Consider the following 19,878-nt stretch of genomic DNA (forward strand, 5'->3'; position numbering starts at 1 on the left):
AGGGCCCAGCCGGGCAGGCCGGCGTCAGACAAGGCCGAGACCACGGTCCAACTCACCAGCGCCCCCACCATCAAAATCTCGCCATGCGCGAAATTGATCAGGTTGATGATGCCGTACACCATCGTGTACCCCAGCGCCACCAGCGCGTACATGCTGCCGAGCACAAGCCCGTTAATGATTTGCTGGAAAAAGGTTTCCATAAAGCGTCTCCGGTTTGGCTTGGGCCTTGTACTGTTTCTGCACTGCCCTTGCCCGTTCATTGCATGACGAGCAAAAAAAAACCCGCCGCAAAGTCGGCGGGCCTTGGTTGGCCATCTGTTCCTGCAGGCTCGGAACGATTGTAGGAGTGGGCTAGAGCCCGGTTTCGATAGTAAATACCCGTACCGACACCCCGGATAAACACGGGGGCAAACGCCGCAAATTCATGCCCACCACGGGCACAGTATTCAGGTCAATCGGCGCTGGCTTCGGGTGCCGCGCCGGCCTCTTCATCGAGCCGGCGCAGAAAGGCCAGCTTCTCGCTGATCTTGCCCTCCAAACCCCGCGGCACGGGCTCGTACCAGCGCTGCGACTCCAGGCCGGCGGGCAGATAGGTCTCACCCGCGGCATAGGCATGCGGCTCGTCATGGGCATAACGGTAGGCATGGCCGTGGCCGAGCTCCTTCATCAAGCTCGTAGGCGCGTTACGCAAATGCACCGGCACCTCGCGCGATTTGTCTTGCTTCACAAAGGCACGCACCTCGTTAAAGGCCTTGTAGCCCGCATTGCTCTTGGCTGCCACGGCCAGGTAGATCACCGCCTGAGCCAGGGCCAGATCGCCTTCGGGCGAGCCCAGGCGCTCAAAGGTGGCCGCCGCATCGTTGGCGATCTGCATGGCGCGAGGGTCGGCCAGGCCTATGTCTTCCCAGGCCATGCGCACGATGCGGCGCGAGAGATAACGCGCATCGGCCCCGCCATCCAACATGCGGCAAAACCAGTAAAGCGCGGCATCCGGATTGGAGCCTCGCACCGATTTATGCAGGGCCGAGATCTGGTCGTAGAAATTGTCACCGCCCTTGTCGAAGCGGCGGGCATTGAGCGTGAGCGCCTTCTGGATGAACTCGCTACTGAGCTTCTGGGTCTTGGCGGCCAGGGCGGCAGAGGCGGCTTGCTCCAGCAGATTGAGCAGGCGGCGGGCATCGCCATCCGCATAACCCACCAAGGTGTCTATCGCGCCCTCGTCCAACTCCACCGGGAAGAACTCGGTGGCCTGGGCCTTGGCCACCAATTGCCTCAGCTCCTCATCGCTGAGCGACTTGAGCACATAGACCTGGGCGCGGGACAAAAGCGCCGAGTTGATCTCAAAGGACGGGTTCTCGGTGGTGGCGCCGATGAATGTGAACAGGCCCGATTCAACATGGGGCAAGAAAGCGTCTTGCTGAGACTTGTTGAAGCGGTGCACCTCATCCACAAACACCACCGTGCGGCGGCCTTGAGCGACCACACTCTGGGCGCGCTCCACCGCTTCACGAATGTCCTTCACCCCGCCCAGCACGGCCGAGATGGTGATGAAGTGGGCGTCAAAGGCTTGCGCCATCAGCCGCGCCAAAGTGGTTTTACCCACGCCCGGCGGGCCCCACAGAATCATGGAGTGCAGGCGACCCGATTCAAAGGCATTGCGCAAAGGCATGCCCGGACCCAGCAGCTGCTGCTGGCCAATGACCTCATCCAGCGAGCGGGGCCGCAGCAACTCGGCCAGGGGTTGATTCAGGACAGAAACCTCGGCCGGGCTGGATGCTGGCGCGGGCTGAGTCGGCGCAGTGAACTCAGGAAAGAGCGAGTCATTCATATCGGACATGGCAAGCATTGTCGCAGCCGCTTGTCGCAGCTTCTCACCGGCCAGGCACAGGCTTACTGCTCGATTAGATCGGCACCGGCAGGCAGCACAAAACGAAAACGCTCCGCCGCGATGGGCGTGTTGGCGCTCAGGGCCGTGAAGTCCAGGCGCGAGCGCTGGCCGAAGCCGTCGACGATTTCCAAGGCGGCCAAAACCTCGCCCTTGAATCCGATCTTGAGGGACTGAAAACCACCGTCCGCCTGCTTGGGCTCGGCCTGCACCCAATCCAGGCCGCCTTCCGAGGCCAAGGCTTTGAGTTTGAAGTCGCGTTCTAGATTGCCACCTGCCAGCAAGGCAGCCGGGGTGGCGCCCAGGGCGGCGCTCATGCGTCGGGAGCTGGCTTGGTTGAGATCGGGGTCGAAGATCCAGACCTTTTGCCCATCACCCACGATCAGCTGCTCAAACGGCTTGGTGTAGACGAAGCGGAATTGATTGGGGCGCTGAAACTCGAAGCTGCCCGAGGAGGTCTTCTTGCGCTGACCATCGGGCGAGCTGACCACCTGGCTGAACTGGGCACGGCCGCTTTTGACCTCGCGCACAAAGTCTTTCAAGGCCGTGACCGCATCGGCCTGAGCCCAGGCGGAAATGCTCAACATGCCGAGCAGCACAGCGGCCTTCTGCGACAGCTTGAGGCCGGTCTTCATCATCGTCTTCATTGTTCTTGCTTCGCTTTACTCGTCCCGCTTGGGCACGATCAGATCACGGTTGCCATTGGTGCCCATGCTGGACACCAGGCCGGACTTTTCCATCTGCTCCAGCAGACGGGCGGCGCGGTTATAGCCAATGCGCAGATGGCGCTGAACCAAGGAGATAGAGGCTCGCCGGTGCTGCAGCACGATGGCCACGGCCTGGTCGTACATCGGGTCGGCCTCGCCCTCACCCCCTGCCCCGCCGCCACCGGCCTCACCGCCCTCACCCTCCAGCACGCCACCTTCCAGAATGCCTTCGATGTAATTGGGCTCGCCCTGGGTCTTCAGATACTCGACCACGCGGTGCACCTCGTCATCGCTGACGAAGGCGCCGTGCACACGGATAGGCAGGCCGGTGCCCGAGGGCATATAAAGCATGTCACCCATGCCCAGCAAGGCCTCGGCGCCCATCTGGTCGAGGATGGTGCGGCTGTCAATCTTGCTGCTGACCTGGAAGGACAGGCGGGTCGGGATATTCGCCTTGATCAGGCCGGTGATCACATCGACCGAGGGGCGCTGGGTGGCCAGGATCAGGTGGATGCCGGCGGCACGGGCTTTTTGCGCCAGACGGGCGATCAGCTCTTCGATCTTCTTGCCCACCACCATCATCAGGTCGGCCAACTCGTCGATGACGACGACGATAAAGGGCAGGCGCTCCAGCGGCTCCGGCATCTCGGGCGTCAGGCTGAAGGGGTTGGGCAGGTGCTCGCCGCGCTCGGTGGCTTCGTCGATCTTCTTGTTATAGCCAGCCAGATTGCGCACGCCCAGCTTGCTCATCAGCTTGTAGCGGCGCTCCATCTCGCCCACACACCAGTTGAGCGCATTGCTGGCCTGCTTCATATCGGTGACCACCGGGGCCAACAGATGCGGAATGCCTTCGTAGACACTCATTTCCAGCATCTTGGGGTCGATCAGGATCAGGCGCACGTCGCGCGCCTCGGCCTTGTAGAGCAGGCTCAGAATCATCGCGTTGATACCGACGGACTTACCCGAGCCTGTCGTACCGGCCACCAGGCAGTGCGGCATCTTGGCCAGATCGGCCACCACGGGCAGGCCCACGATGTCCTTGCCCAGGCCCATGGTCAGCTGAGACGAGGCGTCCGCATAAACCTGCGAACCCAAAATCTCCGACAAACGAATCGTCTGGCGCCGCGCATTGGGCAGCTCCAGGGCCATGTAGTTTTTGCCGGGGATAGTTTCCACCACGCGGATGGACACGAGACTCAGAGAGCGCGACAAGTCCTTGGCCAGGCCGACGATTTGCGAGCCCTTGACGCCGGTGGCCGGCTCGATCTCGTAGCGGGTGATCACCGGGCCCGGCGAGGCCGCCACCACCCGCACCTCGACACCAAAGTCGCGCAGCTTCTTTTCGATCATGCGCGAGGTCATTTCCAGCGACTCCGGCGTCACCGACTCCACCCGCTGCGGGGCGGTGTCCAGCAGATCGACCTGAGGCAGCTTGGTATCGCTAGCATCGACAAAAAGCGTGGTCTGGCGTTCCTTGGCCACACGGGTGGACTTGGGCACTTCCACCACCGGCGGCTCGATGACGATGGGCACATGGTGCTCCTCGACCACCTGGCGCTCCACCTCGACCACATACTCACGCTCCTGGGCGGCTTGTTCGCCCACGCGTTGGTCCTCGGCCTGCTCGCGGCGCTCGGCCTGGCGTTCACGCAGCTGGTCCAGGCGGGTACCCAAGGCCTCCGCGACTCGCAGCCAAGAAAATCTCAGGGCCAGACCCGAACCCAGCAAAGCCAGGGCGATCCAGACCACGCCCGATCCCGCAAAGCCAAGCGCACGCATACTCCAAGGGCCCAGGGCGTAGCCCAGCACGCCACCGGCATGACCGGGCAAATGAGACTCCCAGGAGTACAGCCGGGTCCATTCCAGCGAGCAGCTGGCGCACATCAGTAGCAGCACGCCCAAGGCCCCCAAGGCCTTGCGGCCAGCTGGCCTAGGATGGGCATCCGGTGCCTCGGCGCGCAAGAGACCAGCTAGGCCGCTGAGCCATTGGCGCAAACCGATCAACACCAGCCACCAGGCCGAGAAGCCAAAGCCGAAGAGCAGCAGATCGGAGACCCAGGCCCCCACGCCCCCCATGCGATTGCCGTACAGCGCCCGGGTGCCTGAGCTGGTGAACGCGGCATCGGCCGGATCATGGCTGAGCAAGGCCAGCACCACCATGCACCACAGCAGCCCACCCAGCAGCAACCAGACCGGCGTGCTCAAGGGGTTGCCGCGCACAGGCACGGGCGCCTTGCCCTTTTTGCCTTGGCGTTTATAGACTTTGTCGTTTGCGCCGGCTTCTTCGCCACGCAGCAGGGAACCCAGGGGAAAACTCATGCTGCCATTGTGGCGCAGGATTTGGCGCTCATTGCGCACGCGTCACCCGAGGGTGTGACCATCTCCAACAAGGCTGCGATGGTCAGCGTGCGCGCGGGGTCGTTTCAGCGCCAAAGACGCTCAATCGGGGAAGCGTTCCTTGATCACCACCGAGCCGTTTTCCAGGGTCTCGATCACGCCCCGCTCCTCCAGGTCCTTCATCACCCGGCTGACCATTTCGCGCGAGGCGCCGACGACCTTGGCCATGTCCTGACGCGAAACCTTGCCACGGATGATCTTCAGGCCCTTCTCTTCCTCTGACATATCCAGCAAGGTGCGCGCCACACGGCCATACACATCGAGCAAGGCCAGAGATTCGATCTGGCGGTCGGCATTGCGAAGGCGCGCCACCAAGCCACGCAGAATGGCGTAAGACAGGCTAGAGGTCTCGGGCAAGCAGCGCGCAAACTCCAGACGACCCAGCACCAACATATCGGTCTGCACCTCGGCACGCACGGTGGCCGAATGCGGCTCATGGTCGATCAAGCTCATTTCGCCCACATAGTCGCCGGGCTGCAACACGGCCAAGATCACCTCGCGTCCACGCGTATCCGAGGTTAGGACTCGGGCCCGGCCATTCAGCAAAATGAACAAGGCATTCGACTTGGTGCCCTGCTCCACGATCAATTCACCGCGCTTGAAGCGACGCTTGACGACATTGTCTGCAATGGACTGCGCCTGATCGGTGGTCAGCAAGGAGAACAGAGGCACTCTGCGGATCAGGTCCAGATTCGACAACATGGCCATATAGGGTCTCCTACGAAGAATGAATTGATATCGGCACGCAAGCGCAACACCTGCAGCGTAGCCAGGGCAAACAACAAGATCCCTACGGTTTTGCCCAGGGTCCCTAGAATGCACTCAACGATTGTGCCAATACCTTCTGGTGTTCACATCGGGTAGGCACGGGAATAAGCCCGAGACAGCCCCCATGTGTCTGCTGGAAACAACCCCCGAAGCAAAGTCATGACCTCAGCACCTCAACACCACTCGCTTTTGATCCTCGGCTCCGGCCCCGCCGGCTACACCGCCGCCATCTACGCCGCCCGCGCCAATCTCAAGCCCACCCTGTTGACCGGCATGGCCCAAGGCGGTCAGCTGATGACCACCACCGAAGTCGACAACTGGCCCGCCGACGTGATGGGCGTGCAAGGCCCAGAGCTGATGCAGCGCTTCCAGGAACATGCCGAGCGCTTCCAGACTCAGATCGTCTTCGACCACATCCACACGGTCGACTTCAGCAAGCGCCCCTTCACCCTGATCGGCGACAGCGCCACCTACACCTGCGACGCCCTGATCATCGCCACCGGCGCCTCGGCCAAGTATCTGGGCCTGCCCTCTGAGGAGACTTTTGCCGGCCGTGGCGTCAGCGCTTGCGCCACCTGCGACGGCTTCTTCTACCGCGGCCAAGAAGTCTGCGTGGTGGGCGGCGGCAACACCGCCGTGGAAGAGGCGCTCTACCTCTCCAATATCGCCAGCAAGGTGCATGTGATCCATCGCCGCGACAAGTTCCGCGCCGAGCCTATCCTGATCGACAAGCTGAGCGAAAAAGCCAAGTCCGGTAATGTGGTCCTGCATCTGTGGAACACCCTGGATGAGGTGCTGGGTGACCAGAGCGGCGTCACCGGCGTGCGCATCAAGAGCACCCAGGACGGCAGCACGCAAGACCTGGCCCTGCAAGGCTGCTTCATCGCCATTGGCCATCAGCCCAATACCGACATCTTCAAGGGCCAGTTGGAGATGAAGGACGGCTATATCGTCACCAAGAGCGGCCTGAACGGCTTCGCCACCATGACCAGCGTGCCGGGCATCTTTGCCGCCGGCGATGTGCAGGATCACATCTACCGCCAAGCCATCACCAGCGCCGGCACCGGCTGCATGGCGGCCTTGGACGCTCAGCGCTATCTGGAGCAAGAACAGGGCTGATCAAGCCCAGGGCGGCCCGAGCCTGGTGGCCTGTTCAAAATTGAGCTATACTCGCAGGCTTGCTTGCTGGATGGATCGCGCCCAATGACTAAAGCCCAGAGCTTTCTTCAAAGGGTTTAGCTTGCATAAAGCGATCAAAAGGTCGTCTCAATCACTCTTTCCAGGGTTCGCCTTGCGCGAAACCCTGTTTCAGGGCGAGGCGGCTGGTCATCAAATCAAACCGGAGTAGCGTCATGGCACGCGTCTGTCAAGTCACGGGCAAGAAGCCCATGGTGGGAAACAATGTCTCCCACGCCAATAACAAAACGAAGCGTCGCTTCCTGCCGAATCTGCAGTACCGCCGTTTCTTCTTGGAAACCGAGAACCGTTGGGTTCGTCTGCGTATCAGCAATGCTGCTCTGCGTTTGATCGACAAGGTCGGCATCGACCAAGTCGTCGCCGATCTGCGCGCCAAGGGCGAGCTCTGATCATCTAAGACTCAAGGAGCACAATCATGGCCAAAGGCGCACGCGAAAAGATCAAGCTGGAGTCGACCGCAGGTACGGGTCACTTCTACACCACCGACAAGAACAAGAAGACCACGACCGGCAAGCTCGAATTCATGAAATTCGACCCCAAGGCTCGTAAGCATGTTCTGTACAAGGAAATCAAGCTGAAGTAATTCGGCCTGGTATCTCGGTGCTTGAGACCTGCTCGCAGGTCTCGCCAAAAAAAAACCCCGCAGCTCAGGCTGGCGGGGTTTTTTTATGGCCGCAAGGCCGACGCTGCGATTTAGGGTTTGGCAGCAGGCTTGATCTCAGCGGCAAACTCTTTGGCGAACCACTCGTCCAGCATGCGCTTCTCGAAACGCAGGGAGTCATTGCTGTCGTAGCGATTGAAGCGATCCATATACGAGAGATCGCTCAGCTGGGCCTGACCCTTGCGTAATTCCTTGCCCTGCTCACTCAGCACAAAGCGCAGATCGATGGCCGGGCGCGTCACGGGACGAAGGACGCGGTACATCTCCATGGTCCGACCATGCGGCTCCAACTCGCCGGCGAGATCCACATCAGTCACTTCGATCAGCAAATCCTTGCCGGGCAGCTGCTGATCACCCAGCTCGCGCAGATGCGCTTGCAGCGCCTGCAAAACCCGATCCCGGTCCACCACCGAGCGGTTGGCATCGGAAAATTTCTCGGGATTCACGAAGCGCACTTCGACACTGGCCTGGGCTGCAGCAGCACCCAGCAGCAAAGCCAGGGGTAAAACAGCAAGTCTGATTGCTTTCATCTTGTCTCTCCTTGAGCTAGTCACAGACAAAGTCTAGTCCGTAGACGAAAAAAAGGGCACCTCCTGGGGTGCCCTTTCTGTATCGCTTCTGTAATGCTTTGTTGTCTTGGCCTCGCACTTCGCAAAGCGAAGGCAAAGCCGTTCGTTTTCGCCGTTAGACCCGCGCCATGCGCAGGTTCATGGAGAAGGCACGCAGCTCGGCAATGCCACTCTCCTCGGCGCGACGACACCAGGCTTGCAGATCACTCACCAGCTGCTCGGCCGAGACATTGGTGCGAGTCCAGAGCTGGCGCAATTCCTCGCGCATGGTCAGCAGCTTGTCCAGAGCCGGGCTGGCAGCACGGGCACCAGCAATCTGGTCCAGCGCCTCGTCCGGGATGCGATCGGCATCGCGGTGCAGCCAAGCCTTGGCGGCCTTGAACTGCGCCCACTGAGCGCTGTGCTGCTTGCCCTGAGCCTTGAGCTTGTCCAACTCCTCGCCGCAAGCCGCCTTCAAGCCGCGACCATAGCTGGCCATGACCTCGTAGCGATTCGCGATGATGGCTTCCAGCGTCTGCTTATCGGCGGGCTTGATATCACCCTGACGCAGCTTGGGCGCCGTCTTGCGGACCTTGGCCCAACCCAGCATCTCGAAGGCACGGATATAGCCCCAGCCGATATCGAACTCAAAAGGCTTGACCGAGAACTTGGCCGAGGTCGGATAGGTGTGGTGGTTGTTGTGCAGTTCTTCACCACCGATCAAGATGCCCCAGGGCGAGACATTGGTCGAAGCATCGGGGGCCTCGAAATTACGGTAGCCCCAGAAGTGACCGATGCCGTTGATGACACCTGTTGCCCAGACCGGGATCCAGGCCATCTGAATCGCCCAGATGGTGGCGCCGATGGCACCAAACAGCGTCAAATTGATGATCAACATCAGACCCACACCTTGCCAGGAATAGCGGGTGTAGAGATTGCGTTCGATCCAGTCATTGGGCGTGCCCAGGCCGTACTTGCTGACGGTCTCGGGGTTCTTGGCTTCGGCGCGATAGAGCTCCACACCCGTCAGCAGCAAGGCCTTGAGGCCACGCGTTTGCGGGCTGTGGGGATCTTCCTCGGTCTCGCACTTGGCGTGATGCTTGCGGTGTACCGCCACAAACTCCTTGGTCACCATGCCGGTGGTCAGCCACAACCAGAAACGGAAGAAGTGGGCCGGAATGGGGCCCAGGTCCAAGGCTCTGTGAGCTTGCGCACGATGCAAGAAGATGGTCACACCCAGAATCGTGAAATGCGTCACAACCAAGGTGTAGACAACCATCTGCCAAGCGCTGGCGTCCAGCAGCCCATTGCTGAGCCACTCCACCAGGCCGTCACGTATCGTCATCAAGAAGTTCATTCGGTCCTTAAACAGTGATCCATAGCGATCCGAGGCCTCAGGCCCGCGGCAATCCCTTGGAAACTTCTCCGCCAAGCATTGGCCAAAAGCCAACAGATGCGAAAAAGTTCTTGCTTGATTGTAGGTGAGTCACCCTAAATCGCCCAGGGTGAAAGCCCCGGGCCCGGCTGAGGGAGATCAAGAAACGCGCAAGGAAAGCGCAGGACTTAACGCTTTTCCCAGACGGCAGCGAAGAAACCGTCCGTCTGATGCTGATGTGGCCACAGACGCAGATAGCCGTTCTCCACCAGCTTCTCGGCATGGGCCACATGGGCCTTGCTCAAGACCTCGGCAGCGTCGAGCTTGCTGAACTGCGGGTGCGCGGCTTCGAAGGCCTGGGCGATCTCTTCGTTCTCGGCATCCAGCAGGCTGCAAGTGGCATAGACCAGACGGCCACCCGGCTTAAGCATGCGCGCTGCGCTGGCCAGGATGGCCGCCTGCTTGACCTGCAGTTCGGCGATCGCCTGCGGCGTCTGGCGCCATTTCAGATCGGGGTTGCGGCGCAAGGTACCCAGGCCCGAGCAAGGTGCATCGACCAGCACGCGGTCGATCTTGCCGGCCAGGCGTTTGATGCGATCGTCCCGCTCATGCGCGATCTGGGTCGGGTAGACATTGGACAGGCCGCTGCGAGCCAGGCGCGGCTTCAGAGCCGCCAGGCGATGGCCGGACACATCGAAGGCATAGAGGCGGCCGGTATTGCGCATGGACGCACCCAGCGCCAGGGTCTTGCCACCGGCGCCCGCGCAGAAGTCCACCACCATCTCGCTGCGCTTGGCGTCCAGAATCAGGGCCAGCAGCTGGCTGCCTTCGTCCTGCACCTCGACGCCGCCGCCGGTGAAGAGCTCCAGCTTGTTCAATGCCGGTTTGCCCGGGATGCGCAGACCCAGGGGCGAAAAAGGCGTGGGCTCGGCCGAGATATTGGCCGCGGCCAGGGCAGCCAGCGCTTCTTCGCGCTTGTTCTTCAAGGTGTTAACGCGCAGATCCAGCGGTGCGGGCTCGTTCATGCTGGCGGCCAGCAGCCAGAACTGCTCCTCGCCCAGGCGCTCCAACAGGGGCGCGGCCAGCCAATCCGGCAGGTTGTGGCGCAGCTTGGGCGGCAGGCCGGTTTGATCCAGGGCCTGAACCTGGGCCAACCATTCCTGTTCGGGCGGCGTTAGAGCGCCACGCAAGAAGGTGTCATTGCCCTGCCAGGCCAAGATGGCCAGGCGGCGTTCGGTCGGGCCGCGGCCCGACTGGGCCAGATGTTGCAGCAAGGGCCGGCGCCGCAGGACGGCATAAGTCGTCTCTGCAAGTGCATGCCGTTCACGCTGACCGAGGCCCTTGTGTTGGCGGAAGAAGGCAGACACCACGCCGTCGGCGGGTGCGTCGAGTTTGAGGACAGCGCGCAAAAGCTCGCAGCTCATTTCAAGAAGGGCATTAGGATGCATGCCCCGATTATCCCAGCACCGGCCACCCTGCCCGCATTTGTATGCAGCAAGGTCCGCACAAAAGGCGCCATGAGCGAAGAACTGAGCCCCCTACCCTCTGCACCCACCGGCCGCTACCGCCACTACAAAGGCGGTGAATACGAGGTGCTGGGCGTCGCCCGCCACAGCGAAACCCTGGAGCCCCTGGTGCTCTACCGGCCGCTCTACAACGCCACAGGCCTATGGGTGCGGCCCTACGCCATGTTTTTTGGTGAGTTGGAAGTTGAGGGTCAAATCGTCCAGCGATTCAGCCCCATCACCTAGGGCAAGCTCAGCTGAAGGCCTGGCTCTCGCCCGCTGTTTGCCGCACCAAGCCGCCTTCAATGGCGAGCTGACCCTGCACAAACCAACGCACGGCCGCCGGATACATGCGGTGCTCCAGCTTGAGCACCCGGGCCGACAAAGAGTCCTCATCATCACCCGCCTGCACCGGCGCCACGGCCTGGGCCACGATGGCGCCATGGTCCAACTCGGCCGTCACGAAATGCACCGTGGCACCGACGAATTTGCAGCCCATCTCCAACGCCCGCGCATGGGTGTGCAGGCCGGTGAAGGACGGCAGCAGCGAGGGGTGGATGTTCAGCATGCGATCGGCGTAGTGAGCCGTGAAGCCGGGCGTGAGAATGCGCATAAAGCCGGCCAAGACCAGCAGATCGGGCGCAAAACCATCGATCACCCGCTGCAGCTCGGCATCGAATGCTTCGCGGGCCTGAGGGCCGCTGAATGCCTTGTGGTCCACCACCGCCGTCGGGATGCCGTGCGAGGCGGCAAAGGCCAAGCCAGCCGCGCCCGGGCGGTTGCTGATCACGGCGGCGATGCGCGCGGGCCAGCCCTCGGCCGCGCAGGCGCGCACGATGGCCTCCATATTGGAGCCACGGCCGGAAATCAAAATCACAATGCTTTTCATGGGCCGGGAGTGTAGGCGACTGCAGGCGCATACCTACAATGGCGGGCTGTCCTCGGCCTCGCTCGGCCACCCTCGGCCCAATGCCATGAACCCAAATTCCGAACTGATTGCCCCCGACGCTTCGTCCACGCCCCAGCAGACCCGCCAGCGCGTGCTCTCGGGCATGCGCCCCACCGGTGCCCTGCATCTGGGCCATTACCACGGCGCCCTGAAGAACTGGGTGCGCCTGCAATCCGTTCACGACTGCTTTTTCTTCGTCGCCGACTGGCATGCCCTGACCACGCATTACCAGGACCGTGGTGAGATTGAGCGCAATGTTTACGATATGGTGATCGACTGGCTGGCCGCTGGCATCGACCCCGAGCAGGCCACCCTCTTCATCCAAAGCCGCATGCCCGAGCATGCCGAGCTCTTCACCCTCTTGGCCATGAGCACGCCCTCCAGCTGGCTGGAGCGCATCCCCAGCTACAAGGATCAGGTGGAAAAAAACCGCGAGCTGGCCACCTACGGCTTCCTCGGCTACCCCCTGCTGCAGGCCGCCGACATCCTGATCTACAAGGCCGCTTTTGTGCCGGTGGGCGAAGACCAAACCGCCCATGTGGAAGTGACCCGTGAGGTGGCGCGCCGCTTCAACCGCATCTACTCGCCGGATCGCGCCATCCTGCCCGAACCGCAGGAGCTGCTGACCGAAACCGCCCGCCTGCCCGGGCTCGACGGCCAGAAGATGAGCAAGAGCGCGGGCAACGCCATCGCCATGCGCGACGCCCCGGCCGTGGTGGAAGAAAAAATCCGCACCATGCCCACCGACCCGCAGCGCGTGCGCCTGGGCGACCCCGGCGAGCCCGCGCGCTGTCCCGTCTGGCCCTTGCATGAGCTTTACTCCAATGCCGAGACCCAGGCCTGGGCGGCCGAGGGCTGCCGCTCAGCCGGCATCGGCTGCCTGGACTGCAAACAGCCCTTGATTCAAGCCATACACAAAGAGCAAGAGCCCTGGCGCGAGCGCGCCGAGAGCTATCTGGCCAACCCCAAGCAGGTGCAGTGGATCGTCGAGGTCGGCACCGAGCGCGCCCGCGCCGTCGCCCGCAAAACCCTGCGCGAGGTGCGCACCGCCATGGGCCTGGCCTACTGATGGGTCGGATCACGCTGAACGAAACAAGCATGGCCGGCATCCACATCACCGATATCGAATCCGCCATCAACTGGTGGCGCGATCGCCAACCCTCCGCCGACGGCCTGCGCGCCTGCGCCGAGGTGCTGGCCCTGGCCGAGGTCTACGCCCTGCTGGTCTATTACCGCGAGACGGAATGCGATGAAGACAGCATGCCCGCCGCCGCCCGCGAGGCCTGGCTGCGCTGGTACGAGAGCACGCCCGACGCCCCCTGCATCGCCATCTGCTCCACCAGCCAGGGCGATGAGTTGTGCAAAGGCTGCGGCCGCACCTTCGATGAGGTGCAGAACTGGCCGGTGATGACGCCGGCCGAGAAGCGCGTCACCTGGCGCCGCATCTCCATCGAGGCGACAGCCTGGCGTTTCAATCGCTATGCCGAGCGCGCCCGCGAATTTCATGGTGTTGACCATCCACAAAACCAGGCGCTGCCCTCTGGCAGCCCAGCCCAGCCTTGACCAGCCCCGGCCGCCTGGCCAGCCTGCGCCAACTCGCGCCCCTGGCCTGGCCGGTGTTTGTGGGCCAAGTGGCGGTGCTGGCCAATAGCACGGTGGACACCGTTCTGATGGCGCGTTACTCCGCCAACGATTTGGCCGCCCTGGCCGTCGGCGTCGCCATCTACATCACCATCTTTCTGGGCCTGATGGGCGTGGTGCTGGCCATCTCCCCCATCGCCGGCCAGCTGTTTGGCGCCAAGAAGCTGGCCCAAGCGGGTGACGAGCTGCATCAATCGCTGTGGCTCGCACTGGGCCTGTCCCTGCTGGGTTGCCTGGCCCTGCTCTTCCCCGACCCCATGCTCAGCCTCGCCCGGGTGACGCCCGATGTCGAGGGCAAGGTGCGCGGCTACCTCAGCACCCTGGCACTGGGCCTGCCGCCAGCCCTGCTGTTCACCGCCTACCGAGGCTTCAACACGGCCGTATCTCGACCCAAGGTGGTGATGGCGATTCAGCTGGCCGGCTTGGCCTTGAAAGTGCCGCTCAGCCTCTTGCTGATTTATGGCTTTGGCCTCGGCAGCTTGCAAGTACCCGCCCTGGGCGCCGTGGGTTGCGCGGCGGCCACCGCCCTGGTGATGTGGGCCCAGGCCTTGATCGCCTGGCGCCTGGTGCGGCGCGACCCCTTTTACGCGCCCTTCGGCCTCAACACCGGCGGCTTGCACGCGCCGCGCTGGGCCGCCATCAAGTCCATGCTCAAGCTGGGCGTGCCCATGGGCGCGGGCATGTTGATCGAGGTGACGGGCTTCACCTTCATGGCCATCTTCATCGCCCGACTGGGTGCCACGGCGGTGGCCGGGCATCAGCTGGCCATGAATCTGGTGTCCTTGCTCTTTATGGCGCCCATGGCCTTGGGCAATGCCGCCCAGACCCTGGTGGCGCAGAACGTGGGAGCGCAACGCCTGGCCGACGCACGCCGCCTGGGCTGGCACAGCCTGGAGATCGCCCTGGCCCTGGCTTTTTGCATGGGCGGCCTGGTGTTCCTGGGGCGTGAACAAATCCTGGGCCTCTACACCCAGGACCCAGCCATCATCGCAGCGGCCATGCCCCTGCTGATCTGGCTGTGGTGGTTCCATGTGGGCGATGCGGGTCAGACCGTGGGTGCCTTTGTGCTGCGCGCCCATCGCATCGCCACCGTGCCCATGCTGGTCTATGCCCTGGCCATCTGGGGTGTGGGCATAGGCGGCGGCTACTGGCTGGCCTTTGGCGAGGCCGCCTGGATCCCGGCCCGCTTCCACGGCGCACCAGGCTTTTGGTCGGCGGCCACCGTGGGCTTGGCTCTAGCAGCCACCGGCATGGGCGGCTTCCTGGCCTGGGTGCATGCCAAGGAAGTGCAGACCCGGGCTTGAGTGGGGTCAGCCGGCCAAGGCGGGCAGGCTCAACACAAACACACTGCCGCCGCCTGGCCGCGACTCACAGCGCACCTGGCCGCCGTGGCGCTGAGCGATCTGCTTGACCAAGCTCAGGCCCAGGCCCACGCCACCCGCCTGCTCGGCATGACCGGGCAAGCGAAAGAAGGCCTCGAAGATGCGCTCGCGCATGGCCTCGGGCACGCCCGGGCCACGGTCCCACACCCGCAGCTCGGCCAGGCCCTCGCGGCGGGTCAAGGTCAACAAGACCTCGTTACCGCCGTAGCGCCGCGCGTTCTCCAGCAGATTGCGCAAGGCGCGCCGCAGCAAACGGTCTTCACCACTGACCTTGAGGCTGCTCAGGCCTTGGGACGGCTCAAAATCGGCCCCCACCCGCGCCGACTCCTCGGCGGCCAGGCCCATCAAGTCGACCGACTCGTTCGCATCTCGAGGCAGGCCAGAATCCAAACGGCTGGCCAGCAGCACCTCTTCCACCAAGGCATCCAACTCGCCGATATTGGTATGAATCTCGGTCACCAGCTTGGCGCGCTGCGTGGGGCCCGCCTCGTCCAGCATGGAGAAAGCCATCTTCAGCCGAGCCAGGGGTGACCTCAATTCATGGCTGGCATTGGCCAGCAACGTTTGCTGGGAGCGCAACAAGGATTCCAGCTGAGCAGCGGCTTGATTGAAGCTGCCGGCCAGGGCCGCCACCTCATCATTGCCCTGGTCATCGACCCGGTGGGCCAACTTGCCGGCGCCAAATTGCTCCACGCCCTGCTTGAGTTCTTCCAGCCGCCGCGTCAAACGCCGCACCACCGGATAAGCCCCCAAGGCCACGCCCAGGAATAGCAGCACCAAGAGAATCGCCAAAGCCTGGCCGTTAGGCTGGGGGCCCAAAAAAGGCAGGCGCCAGAGCGCCTCATCGCGTGGCGGCAACATCATGCCGCGGGCATCAACAAACGGGCGTCCGCTCATGCGAACTTCGCCAGGATCGTGGGCCTCGCGCCCCGCTCTCCCCTGAGGCAACCCGGCCGGCGGCAGCATGGCCGGAGGAAGCACGGCCGGTGGCAGCATGGCTGATGGCAAGCGGCGCGGGCGCAGCAGCAAGAGGCTGCGGCCATCGCCCAGCTCCACCGTCTGACTCTGCATGGGCATGTTGTCGTCGGCCTCGCGGCGCTGGAACAACTCGGTCTCGGCGATGCGCTGCCCCTTGGCATCGATCAAGGCCACCGCCAGACGAAGGCGCTGGCCCCAGTCCAGCAAGGCCGCGGCCTGCTGCTCGCGCGGCGCGTCGGCGGCAGGCAGTGCCAATTCAATCAGCTCGGCCATGGCGATGGCACGCTCATTGGCCGTCACTTCTACGCTGCCTCGTTCCTGCTCGATATGGCGTTGAAACAGCCAGGCCGAGCCGAAGGCGAAAGCCAGCAGCAAGACCACCAGGGTCAGATAAATCCGCAGGTACAGCGACTTCATGTCAAACAATCAGACCGCATTCTCTGCATCTTGCTTGCGGGCAAAAACATAACCTGCACCGCGCACGGTCAGCACCCGGCGCGGATTCTTGGGGTCGTCCTCGATCAAGGCCCGGATGCGGGAGATGTGCACATCGATGGAGCGGTCAAAGGCATCCAGGGGGTGGCCTTTCAATGCATCCATGATCTGGTCGCGCGACAAGACCCGTCCCGGGCTCTGCGCCAGCACCACCAGCAAGTCAAACTGATGGCTGGTGAAATCGCAAGGCTTGCCGTCCAGGCGAGCCATGCGTTCGGCCAGATCGATTTCCAGACGACCGAAGCGCAGCACATCCTGGTCAGGCAGCTGCGGCTCGGCGCGACGCAGCAATGCCTTGACGCGGGCCTGCAGCTCGCGAGGTTCAAAGGGTTTGGCCAGATAGTCGTCCGCCCCCAACTCCAGGCCGAGAATGCGATCCATGGGTTCACCGCGCGCCGACAACATCAGCACCGGCAGGCGGCGGGTGTGGACATCGCTGCGCAGTTCGCGGCAATAGTCCAGCCCATCGCCGTCACCCAGCATCAGGTCCAGCACCAGCAGGTCAAAGGCACCGGAGGCCAGCTGCGAACGTGCCGCCGCCAAGGAACCCGCCACCGACACCTCGAAGCCTGCCGCGCCCAGATAGTCGCTCAGCATGGCGGTCAAACGGGCGTCATCATCGATCAGCAGCAGTCGAGCGGGCATGGGCGAAATTTCGGTGCAGTGGAGGGAGCGCAGCGCTTTGAGCCGCGCTGACAGAGAAGAAGGCGTGTGAGGTGTGAGCATAAACGAGCGAGCCTTGTTCAAAGCTGAATCTCAATTGCCCGACTTGGGCGACGACATCGGACTCGCAGCACCGGCACCCTCGTGCTTGTGAGTCGGGCCGCGGTCCATGCCGCGCTCGCCACGGCGCGCCTGCATCTTCTTCATCTTCTCGGCCAGCTTGGCGCGCTGCTCGGGCGTTAGCACCTTGGCAGCCTCCGTCATCGCCTGCGTCATGCGCTTGCTCATCTGATCGTGCTGGGCCAGCATTTGTTGGCGATGCGCTTCGATGGCGGCCGCATCGATCACCGCTGCGGTGAACAAGGCCATGCCCTGCTCATGCAGCTTGCGCCCTGCTTCGCGCTGGGCCTTGAGATCGGCGTGGGCGGCCTGCATGATTTGCTTGATCTGGGCACGCTGGGCCTCGGTGGCGCCGGCCGCCTCCAGCATATGAGGCATATGCCCGCCCTCCATCATCATCATCATGCCGGGGCCACCACGGCCACCGTGGCCGCCATGCTCGCCCGGGCCAGCCATAGGCCCTTGTGCCATGGCCATCGCAGCACCCAAACTCAGCGTACCCAGCAACAAGGCCTTGCTCAGCAGAGATGTAGAAATCAGTTGACGCATGCTTGAACTCCAGAATTTATGCTCCTCCCAGAGGAGCTGACTGAAGTCTCACCAGGCCAGGTAAATCACCCATGCCCCGGCCGTAAAGTTAAGTGAAGGCCAAAGGCGAGCACAAAAAAGGGAGCCCACAGGCTCCCTTCGTCTTGACGTCTTTGAAGACGATTACTTGATCGGCTTGAAGCGCATGCGCTTGGGGCGTGCACCTTCTTCACCCAGGCGCTTCTTCTTGTCGGCTTCGTACTCGTGGAAGTTGCCGTCGAAGAAGAACCACTGCGAATTGCCTTCGCAAGCCAGGATGTGGGTGCAGATGCGGTCCAGGAACCAGCGATCATGGGAGATCACCATGGCCGAGCCGGCGAACTCCAGCAGCGCTTCTTCCAGCGCGCGCAGGGTTTCGACGTCCAAGTCGTTCGAGGGTTCGTCAAGCATCAGGACGTTGCCGCCCTGAGCCAAGGTCTTGGCCAGATGCAGACGACCGCGCTCACCACCCGACAAGCTGCCCACCAGCTTTTGCTGGTCATTGCCCTTGAAGTTGAAGCGGCCCAGATAGGCGCGGCTGGGCATCACAAACTTGCCCACCGTGATGTTGTCAAGGCCGCCGGAGACGTCTTGCCAGACGGTCTTGTCGGCTTCGAGGTTCTCGCGGCTTTGATCCACAAACGCCATCTTGGCGGTCTTGCCGATCTTGACGGTGCCGCTGTCCGGCTGTTCCACACCTTGCAGCATGCGGAACAGGGTCGACTTACCGGCACCGTTGGGGCCGATGATGCCGACGATGGCGCCGGCCGGCACCTTGAAGCTGAGGTTGTCGATCAGCACGCGATCGCCAAAGCTCTTGCTGACGTTCTCGAACTCGATCACTTCGTTCCCCAAGCGCTCGGCCACGGGGATGAAGATTTCGTTCGTCACATTGCGCTGCTGGTACTCAACATCGCTCAGCTCTTCGAAGCGAGCCAGACGCGCCTTGCTCTTGGCTTGACGGCCCTTGGCATTGGAGCGCACCCACTTCAGCTCTTCCTTCATGGCCTTGGTGCGAGCGTCTTCGGTCTTTTGCTCCTGTTCCAGGCGGCGTTCCTTCTGGTCCAGCCAGTCGGTGTAATTGCCCTTCCAGGGAATGCCGTGGCCGCGGTCCAGCTCCAGAATCCACTCGGCCGCGTTGTCCAGGAAGTAGCGATCGTGGGTGATGGCCACCACGGTGCCAGGGAAGCGCTGCAGGAACTGCTCCAGCCACTCGACCGATTCGGCGTCCAAGTGGTTGGTGGGCTCGTCGAGCAGCAACATATCGGGCTTGCTCAGCAGCAGGCGGCACAGGGCCACACGGCGCTTTTCACCGCCGGAGAGCACACCGATGACGGCGTCCCAGGGCGGCAAGTTCAGGGCGTCGGCCGCCAGTTCCAATTGCAGATCGGTGTTCTCGGAGCCCGCCGCGGCGATGATGGATTCCAGCTCGCCTTGCTCGGCAGCCAGGGCGTCGAAGTCGGCATCCGGCTCGGCATAGGCCGCGTAGACCTCGTCCAAGCGCTTCTTGGCCGCCAGCACGCCGCCAATGCCCTCTTCCACCGCTTCGCGCACGGTCTGCTCCGGGTTGAGCTGCGGCTCTTGCGGCAGATAGCCGATCTTGATGCCAGGCATGGCGATGGCTTCGCCTTCGTACTCCTTGTCCACGCCGGCCATGATCTTCAGCACGGTGGACTTGCCCGAACCGTTGACGCCCAGCACGCCGATCTTGGCGCCCGGGAAGAAGGACAGGGAGATGTCCTTCAGGATGTGGCGTTTGGGAGGAACCGTCTTGTTCAGACGATTCATGGAATAGACGTATTGCGCCATGAGGATGAGCTTCCTGGAGAAAAGCGTTGGGTTATGCAGGCTGCGAGCGGCTTCGGTCAAACAACAAGCGAAAGCCATTCGCCGCGCTCGGCGCTGGGCCCCGGATCGAATCGGGCCGGGCGGAACGCGAAGAGCGCTATTGTCGCAGCTTCAGCGCCCCGCCCTCGCCCTTCTATGGCGGCCGACCCACAAGCGCCCACAAACTACGGGCAATTCAGGCAAACCCTTCCC

At 62.8% G+C, this 19,878-nt stretch carries 19 protein-coding genes and 1 pseudogene; 7 read left to right on the forward strand and 13 right to left on the reverse strand.

Going from position 1 to position 19,878, the window contains the following annotated elements; genetic code table 11:
• The 5 genes and pseudogenes from DBR47_RS05405 to DBR47_RS05425 form a co-directional block, all read right to left on the reverse strand.
• A pseudogene (locus tag DBR47_RS05405) lies at positions 1–200 on the reverse strand (branched-chain amino acid ABC transporter permease); the annotation flags it as partial.
• Positions 201–451: 251 nt separating this feature from the next.
• A complete protein-coding gene (locus DBR47_RS05410) occupies positions 452–1,828 on the reverse strand; it encodes a replication-associated recombination protein A (protein ID WP_124448029.1) in 1,377 nt (458 codons plus the stop codon).
• A 62-nt stretch (positions 1,829–1,890) separates the two neighbouring features.
• Positions 1,891–2,532, reverse strand: coding sequence for an outer membrane lipoprotein chaperone LolA (lolA, locus tag DBR47_RS05415; protein WP_370454868.1), 642 nt, complete (start codon positions 2,530–2,532; stop codon positions 1,891–1,893).
• Between the two features lie 15 nt (positions 2,533–2,547).
• Positions 2,548–4,911, reverse strand: coding sequence for a DNA translocase FtsK (locus DBR47_RS05420; protein WP_124447750.1), 2,364 nt, complete (start codon positions 4,909–4,911; stop codon positions 2,548–2,550).
• A gap of 120 nt (positions 4,912–5,031) precedes the next feature.
• A complete protein-coding gene (locus DBR47_RS05425; protein WP_124447752.1) occupies positions 5,032–5,697 on the reverse strand; it encodes a Crp/Fnr family transcriptional regulator in 666 nt (221 codons plus the stop codon).
• A gap of 219 nt (positions 5,698–5,916) precedes the next feature.
• On the opposite strand from DBR47_RS05425, the gene trxB reads away from it, so the two are divergent.
• The 3 genes from trxB (at position 5,917) to rpmG (ending at position 7,537) form a co-directional block, all read left to right on the forward strand.
• Positions 5,917–6,876 carry a thioredoxin-disulfide reductase gene (trxB, locus tag DBR47_RS05430; RefSeq protein WP_124447754.1) on the forward strand — a complete coding sequence of 320 codons (960 nt, stop codon included), beginning with the start codon at positions 5,917–5,919 and terminating at the stop codon, positions 6,874–6,876.
• Positions 6,877–7,109: 233 nt separating this feature from the next.
• Entirely contained in the window at positions 7,110–7,343 is a 234-nt protein-coding gene (gene rpmB / locus DBR47_RS05435; RefSeq protein WP_102766965.1) for a 50S ribosomal protein L28, read from the forward strand.
• A gap of 26 nt (positions 7,344–7,369) precedes the next feature.
• Positions 7,370–7,537, forward strand: coding sequence for a 50S ribosomal protein L33 (gene rpmG, locus DBR47_RS05440; RefSeq protein WP_058719936.1), 168 nt, complete (start codon positions 7,370–7,372; stop codon positions 7,535–7,537).
• Between the two features lie 110 nt (positions 7,538–7,647).
• On the opposite strand, the gene DBR47_RS05445 is transcribed toward rpmG, so the two are convergent.
• From DBR47_RS05445 to DBR47_RS05455, 3 genes are all read right to left on the reverse strand, one after another.
• On the reverse strand, positions 7,648–8,145 hold the full coding sequence (locus DBR47_RS05445; protein ID WP_124447756.1) for a DUF3016 domain-containing protein: 498 nt from the start codon (positions 8,143–8,145) through the stop codon (positions 7,648–7,650).
• 154 nt (positions 8,146–8,299) lie between these two features.
• On the reverse strand, positions 8,300–9,520 hold the full coding sequence (locus DBR47_RS05450) for a fatty acid desaturase (RefSeq protein ID WP_124447758.1): 1,221 nt from the start codon (positions 9,518–9,520) through the stop codon (positions 8,300–8,302).
• A gap of 206 nt (positions 9,521–9,726) precedes the next feature.
• A complete protein-coding gene (locus tag DBR47_RS05455) occupies positions 9,727–10,986 on the reverse strand; it encodes an RsmB/NOP family class I SAM-dependent RNA methyltransferase (protein ID WP_124447760.1) in 1,260 nt (419 codons plus the stop codon).
• Between the two features lie 69 nt (positions 10,987–11,055).
• Here DBR47_RS05455 and DBR47_RS05460 point away from each other — a divergent pair, with 69 nt between their 5' ends.
• The gene (locus tag DBR47_RS05460; protein WP_124447762.1) at positions 11,056–11,289 is read left to right on the forward strand and encodes a DUF1653 domain-containing protein; all 234 of its coding nucleotides are present in this window, start codon (positions 11,056–11,058) and stop codon (positions 11,287–11,289) included.
• 7 nt (positions 11,290–11,296) lie between these two features.
• Here the strand turns inward: DBR47_RS05460 and purN are convergent, their stop codons facing one another.
• On the reverse strand, positions 11,297–11,932 hold the full coding sequence (gene purN / locus DBR47_RS05465; RefSeq protein WP_124447764.1) for a phosphoribosylglycinamide formyltransferase: 636 nt from the start codon (positions 11,930–11,932) through the stop codon (positions 11,297–11,299).
• Between the two features lie 163 nt (positions 11,933–12,095).
• On the opposite strand from purN, the gene trpS reads away from it, so the two are divergent.
• The 3 genes from trpS to DBR47_RS05480 are packed head-to-tail and all read left to right on the forward strand — an operon-like array spanning position 12,096 to position 14,937.
• The gene (gene trpS, locus DBR47_RS05470) at positions 12,096–13,061 is read left to right on the forward strand and encodes a tryptophan--tRNA ligase (RefSeq protein ID WP_231512157.1); all 966 of its coding nucleotides are present in this window, start codon (positions 12,096–12,098) and stop codon (positions 13,059–13,061) included.
• A gap of 29 nt (positions 13,062–13,090) precedes the next feature.
• Positions 13,091–13,555, forward strand: coding sequence for a DUF3717 domain-containing protein (locus tag DBR47_RS05475; protein WP_124447768.1), 465 nt, complete (start codon positions 13,091–13,093; stop codon positions 13,553–13,555).
• Entirely contained in the window at positions 13,552–14,937 is a 1,386-nt protein-coding gene (locus DBR47_RS05480; RefSeq protein WP_124447770.1) for an MATE family efflux transporter, read from the forward strand. Before DBR47_RS05475 ends, DBR47_RS05480 begins: the two co-directional genes overlap by 4 nt.
• A gap of 6 nt (positions 14,938–14,943) precedes the next feature.
• On the opposite strand, the gene DBR47_RS05485 is transcribed toward DBR47_RS05480, so the two are convergent.
• From DBR47_RS05485 to ettA, 4 genes are all read right to left on the reverse strand, one after another.
• A complete protein-coding gene (locus DBR47_RS05485; RefSeq protein WP_124447772.1) occupies positions 14,944–16,410 on the reverse strand; it encodes a HAMP domain-containing sensor histidine kinase in 1,467 nt (488 codons plus the stop codon).
• 9 nt (positions 16,411–16,419) lie between these two features.
• Positions 16,420–17,133: a response regulator gene (locus tag DBR47_RS05490; RefSeq protein ID WP_124447774.1), complete on the reverse strand. Its 714-nt coding sequence runs from the start codon at positions 17,131–17,133 to the stop codon at positions 16,420–16,422.
• 111 nt (positions 17,134–17,244) lie between these two features.
• Positions 17,245–17,820, reverse strand: a complete 576-nt coding sequence (locus DBR47_RS05495) for a Spy/CpxP family protein refolding chaperone (RefSeq protein ID WP_124447776.1) — start codon at positions 17,818–17,820, stop codon at positions 17,245–17,247.
• Between the two features lie 162 nt (positions 17,821–17,982).
• The gene (gene ettA / locus DBR47_RS05500) at positions 17,983–19,647 is read right to left on the reverse strand and encodes an energy-dependent translational throttle protein EttA (protein WP_124447778.1); all 1,665 of its coding nucleotides are present in this window, start codon (positions 19,645–19,647) and stop codon (positions 17,983–17,985) included.
• Positions 19,648–19,878 lie beyond the last annotated feature (231 nt).

The organism is Paucibacter sp. KBW04 (genome assembly GCF_003852425.1).
Taxonomy (GTDB): domain Bacteria; phylum Pseudomonadota; class Gammaproteobacteria; order Burkholderiales; family Burkholderiaceae_C; genus Paucibacter_A.